General features: G+C 72.7%; 5 protein-coding genes. 4 read left to right on the top strand and 1 reads right to left on the bottom strand.

Annotation, left to right across the window (positions count from 1 at the left end; translation table 11 throughout):
• Window positions 1–430: 430 nt before the first annotated feature.
• The 4 genes from ppdK (at window position 431) to DKL51_RS16600 (ending at window position 5806) form a co-directional block, all read left to right on the top strand.
• Entirely contained in the window at window positions 431–3139 is a 2709-nt protein-coding gene (gene ppdK / locus DKL51_RS16615; protein ID WP_109943264.1) for a pyruvate, phosphate dikinase, read from the top strand.
• Window positions 3140–3267: 128 nt separating this feature from the next.
• Window positions 3268–3618, top strand: a complete 351-nt coding sequence (locus tag DKL51_RS16610; RefSeq protein WP_109943265.1) for a VOC family protein — start codon at window positions 3268–3270, stop codon at window positions 3616–3618.
• Window positions 3619–3621: 3 nt separating this feature from the next.
• A complete protein-coding gene (locus DKL51_RS16605; RefSeq protein WP_423790641.1) occupies window positions 3622–4953 on the top strand; it encodes a deoxyguanosinetriphosphate triphosphohydrolase in 1332 nt (443 codons plus the stop codon).
• Between the two features lie 16 nt (window positions 4954–4969).
• Entirely contained in the window at window positions 4970–5806 is an 837-nt protein-coding gene (locus tag DKL51_RS16600; RefSeq protein ID WP_109943267.1) for a siderophore-interacting protein, read from the top strand.
• A 44-nt stretch (window positions 5807–5850) separates the two neighbouring features.
• Here DKL51_RS16600 and DKL51_RS34990 read toward each other — a convergent pair.
• Window positions 5851–6557 (bottom strand): DUF459 domain-containing protein (locus DKL51_RS34990; RefSeq protein ID WP_260428563.1); only part of this gene is annotated, 707 nt, incomplete at its 5' end.

Here is a 6557-nt window from a genome sequence, read left to right as displayed (position 1 = left end):
ACGCCGAGCGCCCGGGCGGCCGCGCGGGCCAGGTCGGCCGCCGACGGCTGGTGGCCAGGCAGGGCCGTAGCGCCGGCCGGCTCGGGGCCGGTCTCGGAGCTGGTGGAAGGGATGGTCGGCACGGCGACGGCTCCGGGGTGTATTTGCGAGGGATATGGCAAAGGTCAGGTTCCGCAGAACGAGTGCTGTCAAGGGTACGGGGGTCGGCGGAATTGCGTGATCGTGCTCGTGGAAGCGTTCCCAAAGACCGGTACGGACGCGGATAGTGGTGACGGTTGTGCCGATTGTCACGAACGGTCCCGGCCCCCTCGATGTTCGCTTAACCTTCGCCCACCGATCGCTGACGACGCCGGGATTACCGGCGGTCGGCCCCGGGGTATCAGCAGACTGAACCTTCGTTAAGTGTCAATGGCGCGCGTGGGAGGCTCTGGTGGCAGCGCAAGAGACGGTCGAGCACAAGTACGTCTACGACTTCGCCGAGGGCAACAAGGACCTCAAGGACCTGCTCGGCGGCAAGGGGGCCAACCTGGCCGAGATGACCAATCTCGGCCTGCCGGTCCCGCCCGGCTTCACCATCACCACCGAGGCCTGCAACGCGTACCTGAACACCGGCCAGGAGCCGGACGGGCTGGCCGACCAGATCGCGGCGCACCTGGAGTCGCTGGAGCGCGGCATGGGGCGCAAGCTCGGCGACCCGGACGACCCGCTGCTGGTGTCGGTTCGCTCCGGCGCCAAGTTCTCGATGCCGGGCATGATGGAGACGGTTCTCAACGTCGGCCTCAACGACCGCAGCGTGGTGGGGCTCAGCAGGCAGGCCGGCGGGAACGACCGGTTCGCCTGGGACTCGTACCGGCGGCTGATCCAGATGTTCGGCAAAACCGTCTGTGAGGTGCCGGGCGAGGAGTTCGAGCACGCGCTCGACGAGGCCAAGCGGGCCAAGGGTACGAAGAACGACCTGGACCTCGACGCGGACGATCTGCGCGGGCTCGTCGACGCGTACAAGAAGATCTTCGCCAAGCACACCGGGCGGGAGTTCCCGCAGGAGCCCCGCGAGCAGCTCGACCTGGCCATCCGCGCGGTCTTCGAGTCGTGGAACGCCGAGCGAGCGATTCTGTACCGCCGCCAGGAGCGGATCCCGGCCGACCTCGGCACCGCGGTCAACGTGGTCGCCATGGTCTTCGGCAACCTCGGCCCCGACTCGGGCACCGGCGTCGCCTTCACCCGCGACCCGGGCAGCGGTGCGCAGGGCATCTACGGCGACTACCTGGCCAACGCCCAGGGCGAGGACGTGGTGGCCGGCATCCGCAACACGGTGCCGCTGCAGGAGCTGGAGAAGCTCGACAAGAATTCCTACGACGAGCTGCTCGGCATCATGGCCCGGCTCGAGGAGCACTACAAGGACCTCTGCGACATCGAGTTCACCATCGAGCGTGGCAAGCTCTGGATGCTGCAGACCCGGGTCGGCAAGCGGACCGCGGCTGCCGCGTTCGTCATCGCCGGCCAGCTCGTCGACGAGGGCCTGATCGACCTCGACGAGGCGCTGCACCGGGTCAACGGGGCGCAGCTCGCCCAGCTCATGTTCCCGCGGTTCAAGCTCGACCACGACTTCGAGCCGGTGGCCAAGGGCATCGGGGCGTCCCCGGGTGCCGCCGTCGGCAAGGTGGTCTTCACCTCCGCCCGCGCCGTCGAGCTGGCCGCCGAGGGTGAGTCGGTGATCCTGGTCCGCCGCGAGACCAACCCTGACGACCTCAACGGCATGATCGCCGCCAAGGGCATCCTGACCTCGCGGGGCGGCAAGACCAGCCACGCCGCGGTGGTCGCCCGCGGCATGGGCAAGACCTGTGTCTCCGGTGCCGACGAGCTCGACGTCAACATCCCGGCGAAGAAGTTCACCGTCGCCGGGCAGACCGTCAGCGAGGGCGACATCGTCTCCATCGACGGCACCACCGGCAAGGTCTACCTCGGTGAGGTGCCGGTCATGCCGTCCGAGGTGGTGCAGTACTTCGAGGGCAGCCTCGACCCCGAGCACATCGACAACCCGCTGGTCCGGGCCGTACACCGGATCATGACCCACGCCGACGCCAAGCGACGGCTGCGGGTCCGGACGAACGCCGACACCGGCGCGGACGCCGCCCGGGCCCGGCGCTTCGGCGCCGAGGGCATCGGGCTGTGCCGCACCGAGCACATGTTCCTCGGCGACCGGCGGGAGTTGGTCGAGCGGCTGATCCTCGCCAACACCGACGAGGAGCGGGAGGCCGCGCTGGACGCGCTGCTGCCGCTGCAGCGGGAGGACTTCATCGAGATCTTCCGCGAGATGGACGGCCTGCCGGTGACCGTGCGGCTGATCGACCCGCCGCTGCACGAGTTCCTGCCCCCGCTGGAGCAGCTCGCGGTCAACGTCGCGGTTGCTCAGGAGCGCGGCGAGGACGTGGCCAAGGAGGAGGCGCTGCTCGCCGCCGTCCGGCGGATGCACGAGGAGAACCCGATGCTCGGCCTGCGCGGCGTCCGCCTGGGCCTGGTCATCCCCGGGCTCTTCGCCATGCAGGTCCGGGCGATCGCCGAGGCGGCGGTCGCGGTCACCCGCGCCGGCGGGTCGGCCTGCCCGGAGATCATGGTCCCGCTGGTCGGCGCCGTGCAGGAGCTGGAGACCGTACGCGCCGAGGCCGAGAAGGTCATCGCCGAGGTGGTCGGCGACAGCGGTGTCGAGGTGCTGATCGGCACCATGATCGAGGTGCCCCGGGCGGCGCTGACCGCCGGTCAGATCGCCGAGGCGGCGCAGTTCTTCTCCTTCGGCACCAACGACCTGACCCAGATGGGCTGGGGCTTCTCCCGCGACGACGTCGAGGGGGCGTTCTTCTGGCGCTACCTGGAGCTGGGCATCTTCGGCATCTCGCCGTTCGAGTCGATCGACCGGGAGGGCGTCGGCCGGCTGGTCCGGATCGCCGCCGAGGAGGGCCGGGCGGCCCGCCCCGACCTCAAGCTCGGCGTCTGCGGCGAGCACGGCGGTGACCCGGACTCGGTGCACTTCTTCCACGAGGTGGGCCTGGACTACGTCTCCTGTTCGCCGTTCCGGGTGCCGGTGGCCCGGCTGGAGGCCGGCCGCGCCGTGCTGGAGACCACCGGCTCCGACTCCCGCTGACGCGCGTGACGAACCTGGGGCCGTCGGCGCTTACGTCGGCGGCCCCGCTTTTGTCCGGCGCGCCGATCGGTTCAGCCGGGCGTAACCTGGGCTCGCCCGTGCACGCGTAGATCAGGAAGGGTGGCCGCATGACCAGCGTCTGGGAGAACCTGACGGTCGACGCCCAGGACCCGTCCCGGCTCGCCCACTGGTGGGCCGAGGCGCTCGGCTACCAGGTGATCAGCGACAAGCCGGACGAGGTGGAGATCCGCCGCGCGCCGGACGAGCTGCCGGGCATCGTGTTCGTCCCGGTCACCACGCCCAAGGAGGGCAAGAACCGGCTGCACATCGACCTGCGCCCGGCCGACCAGGAGGCCGAGGTGGAGCGCCTGGTCGACATGGGCGCAAGGCACGTCGACGTCGGGCAGGGCGACGTCGGGTGGACCGTGCTGAGCGACCCCGAGGGCAACGAGTTCTGCGTGCTTCGTGGGCGGGGATAGCGGTTGAGTGTGGGCCCGGCGGAGCGCCGCCCCGACGACGCGGCGGACGCCGCGCGCCTGGTCGAGGAGGCGCCGAAGGACACCGGGTACGGGCGGTCGCCGTACGAGCGGGACCGGGCCCGGGTGCTGCACTCCGCGGGTTTCCGCCGGCTCGCCGCGAAGACCCAGGTGCACACCGCGGGCACCGACGACTTCCTGCGTACCCGGCTGACCCACTCGCTGGAGGTGGCGCAGGTCGCCCGCGAGATGGGTGCCCGGCTGGGCTGCGACCCGGACGTGGTGGACACCGCCGGGCTGGCCCACGACCTGGGGCACCCGCCGTTCGGGCACAACGGTGAGGACGCGCTGGACCTGCTGGCCGCCGACTGCGGCGGCTTCGAGGGCAACGGCCAGACACTGCGCGTGCTCACCCGGCTGGAGGCGAAGGTGCTCGCCCCGGACGGCCGCTCCGCCGGGCTCAACCTGACCCGCGCCTCGCTCGACGCGGTCACCAAGTACCCCTGGCCGCGCCGCCCCGGCCGGCGCAAGTTCGGCGTGTACGCCGACGACCGCCCGGTCTTCGACTGGCTGCGCGCCGGCGCCCCGCCCGACGGCCGCCGCTGCCTCGAGGCGCAGGTGATGGACTGGGCCGACGACGTGGCGTACTCGGTGCACGACGTGGAGGACGGCATCCACGGCGGGTACGTCAGCCTCCGCCCGCTGCTGGAGGACGCCGACGAGCGGCGGGCCCTCTGCGCGGACGTGGCCGCGACGTACTCCGGGGAGTCCCCGCAGGACCTCGGCGGGGTGCTGGTCGACCTGCTCGCCGACCCGGTGCTCGCCCCGCTCGCCGCGTATGACGGCAGCCACCGGGCGCAGGCCGCGTTGAAGACCACCACCAGCGTGCTCACCGGCCGGTTCGTCTCGACGGTGGTGGCCGCCACCCAGGAACGCTTCGGTTCCGGCCCGCACCGCCGCTACGCCGCCGACCTGGTGGTGCCCCGGCGCATCCGGGCCCAGTGCGCGCTGCTCAAGGGCATCGCGCTGCGCTACGTGATGCGCCGCCCGGGTGCCGGCCCCCGATACGCCAGCCAGCGGGAGATCCTCGCTGAGCTGGTGGCCGTCCTGCTCGACCGGGCCCCGGACGCGCTCGACCCGCTCTTCGCGCCGTTGTGGCGGGACGCCTCGGACGACGCCGCCCGGCTGCGGGTGGTGATCGACCAGGTCGCCTCGCTCACCGACCCCGCCGCGCTGGCCTGGCACGGGCGTCTGCTGCGGGGCGGGTCGGCGTTCGATCGACCGGCCGGGCTCTCCGGCCTTCCGGGCGACGGCCGGTGGGGGACCGGCGGCGACTGAGGCTAGCCTAAGCAGCATGACGGAGCGCCCGAAGAAGGTCACCGCCGCGAAGGTCCTGCGGACCGAGCGGCCCACCCCGCACCTGATCCGGCTGGTGCTCGGCGGCGAGGAGCTGACCGGGCTGCCGGTGGGCGCCTACACCGACCACTACATCAAGTTCGTCTTCCCGCCGGCCGGCGTGGTCTACCCCCACCCGGTGGAGCTGGCCACGATCAAGCGCGAACTGCCGCGCGAGCAGTGGCCGCGGCTGCGGGCGTACACCGTGCGCGCCTGGGACGCCGCGGCCGGGGAGCTGACCGTCGAGGTGGTGCACCACGGCGACGAGGGCCTGGCCGGCCCGTGGGCCGCCGCGCTGCGCCCCGGCGACGAGGTGCTCTTCACCGGCCCGGGCGGCGCGTACGCCCCGAGCCCGACCGCCGACTGGCATCTGCTGGTCGGGGACGAGAGCGCCCTGCCGGCGGTCGCCGCCGCCCTGGAGCGGCTGCCCGTCGGCGCACCCGCGAAGGTCTTCGTCGAGGTCGAGGGCCCGGCCGACGAGCTGCCGCTGCCCAGCCCCGGCGCGGTGGAGCTGATCTGGCTGCACCGGGCCGGCCGCCCGGTGGGCGAGGCGCTGGTCGAGGCGGTCCGGGCGCTGGACTTCCCGCCCGGGGCGGTGCACGCGTTCGTGCACGGTGAGGCCACCTTCGTGAAGGAGCTGCGCCGGCTGCTGCGGGTCGAGCGCGGGGTGCCCCGGGAGGCGCTCTCCATCTCCGGCTACTGGCGGCGCGGCATGACCGACGAGGGCTGGCGCTCCACCAAGGCCGACTGGAACGCCCAGGTGGAGGCCGAGGAGGCCACCGCCCTCCCCGCTTGAGGGGCCGCCCGTGGTGCTCGCACGACCCCTGGCCGCTCGTCCGGTCACGCCCCCTGCAGCGCCAGTCGGTAGAGCTGCGGCAGCAGCCACGGGGCGATCCACTGCTGCACGCCCTCCGGGGTGAAGTGCAGGCCGTCGCTGCGTACCCGCACCCCGCCAGCGTCCCAGGTGAACCGGCCGTCCGGGCAGACCCGCCGGTTCAGGTCGAGCACCGTCGCCCGGTGCCGGTCGGCGGCCGCCCGCAGCAGCCGGTTCCACGCGTCCACCCGCTCGGCGTCGTCCTCCGGCCACAGCCCGCCGTCCGGCCGCTCGGCCCGCCGGGTGTACGGCGCGGTCAGCAGCGTGACGTGAGCCCCGCGGCTGGCTGCGATCTCGATGGCCCGGTCCAGCTCCTCGGTCAGGTACCGGTCGAACGCCGGGTCGCCGACGTGCTGCCAGCGGCCGTCCAGCTTGCGGTCCATCAGCTCCCAGCGGTCCAGCAGGATCACCGCCACGTCGGGGTCGTCGGCGCGTACGCCCCGTTGCCAGCGGGCGTCCCAGTGCTCGCAGCCCGGGTAGTTGGGATGCGGCTCGCCGATGTAGCGCAGCTCGGGCAGGCGGGCGATGCCGCAGCCCTGCACCGCCCGCACGCTGACCGCCAGTTTCTGCTGCTCCGGCAGGTAGCTGCCGAGGGACCAGGCGACGGAGTCACCGAGGAAGGCGACCCGCGGTTCGCCCGGCTTGCGCCCGGGGCGGCGGACCGGGGGCACCG

The sequence above is a fragment of the Micromonospora globispora genome (assembly GCF_003857015.1).
Lineage (GTDB): Bacteria > Actinomycetota > Actinomycetes > Mycobacteriales > Micromonosporaceae > Micromonospora > Micromonospora globispora.
The sequence above is the reverse complement of the archived record's forward strand: the minus strand, read 5'-3'. Positions and strand labels throughout refer to the sequence as shown.

Coding starts and splice junctions, on each gene's coding strand:
- DKL51_RS16610 (WP_109943265.1), top strand. CDS start 3,268: ATGACCAGCGTCTGGGAGAACCTGACGGTCGACGCCCAGGACCCGTCC.
- DKL51_RS16600 (WP_109943267.1), top strand. CDS start 4,970: ATGACGGAGCGCCCGAAGAAGGTCACCGCCGCGAAGGTCCTGCGGACC.